Raw genomic sequence first — 1,223 nt, forward strand, 5'->3', positions numbered from 1 at the left:
CCAAGCCGCACGCCAAGCAGATCCGCGAGGCCGCGAAGCTGCTGGTGAACGCCAAGCGCCCGGTGCTGTACGTCGGCGGCGGCGTGCTGAAGGCCAACGCCGGCGCCGAGCTGCGGATCCTGGCCGAACTGACCGGCGCCCCCGTGATCACCACCCTGATGGCCATCGGCGTCTTCCCCGACAGCCACCCCCAGCACCTGGGCATGCCCGGCATGCACGGCTCCGTCCCCGCCGTCACCGCCCTGCAGAAGAGCGACCTGCTGTTCGCCCTCGGCGCCCGCTTCGACGACCGCGTCACCGGCAAGCTCGACTCCTTCGCCCCCCACGCCAAGGTCGTCCACGCCGACATCGACCCCGCCGAGATCGGCAAGAACCGCACCGCCGACGTCCCGATCGTCGGCGACGCCCGCGAGGTCCTCGCCGACCTGATCGTCGCCGTCCAGGCCGAGTTCGACGCCGGACACCGCGGCGACTACACCGACTGGTGGAGCCGCCTCAACGAGTGGAAGCAGACCTACCCCCTCGGCTACGAGCCCGCCCCCGACGGACAGCTCTCCCCCCAGCAGGTCATCGAACGCATCGGCCAACTGGTCGGCCCCGACGCCATCTACGCCGCCGGCGTCGGCCAGCACCAGATGTGGGCCAGCCAGTTCATCCAGTTCGAGAAGCCCGCCACCTGGCTCAACTCCGGCGGCGCCGGAACCATGGGCTACGCCGTCCCCGCCGCCATGGGCGCCAAGGCCGGCCGCCCCGACCTCCCGGTCTGGGCCATCGACGGCGACGGCTGCTTCCAGATGACCAACCAGGAACTCACCACCTGCACCCTGAACAACATCCCGATCAAGGTCGCGGTCATCAACAACGGCTCCCTCGGCATGGTCCGCCAGTGGCAGACCCTCTTCTACAACCAGCGCTACTCCAACACCGTCCTGCACTCCGGCCCGGGCCACGACGGCATCGAGCCGCCCGCCCAGGGCACCCGCGTCCCCGACTTCGTGCTGCTCTCCGAGGCGATGGGCGCCGTCGGCCTGCGCTGCGAGCGCCCCGAGGACCTGGACGACGTGATCAAGCAGGCCATGGAGATCAACGACCGCCCCGTCGTCATCGACTTCATCGTCCACCAGGACGCGATGGTCTGGCCGATGGTCGCCGCGGGCACCTCCAACGACGAGATCCAGTTCGCCCGGGGCGTCCGCCCCGACTTCGGCGACGACCTGGACTGA

1 protein-coding gene is annotated in these 1,223 nt (G+C 70.2%); it reads left to right on the forward strand.

Annotation, left to right across the window (positions count from 1 at the left end):
- On the forward strand, positions 1 to 1,223 hold a 1,223-nt coding region (locus tag OO57_RS37820; RefSeq protein WP_033257447.1), incomplete at its 5' end, for a thiamine pyrophosphate-dependent enzyme.

This window comes from Kitasatospora phosalacinea (assembly GCF_000717185.1).
In the GTDB taxonomy this organism is placed as follows: Bacteria; Actinomycetota; Actinomycetes; order Streptomycetales; family Streptomycetaceae; genus Kitasatospora; species Kitasatospora phosalacinea_A.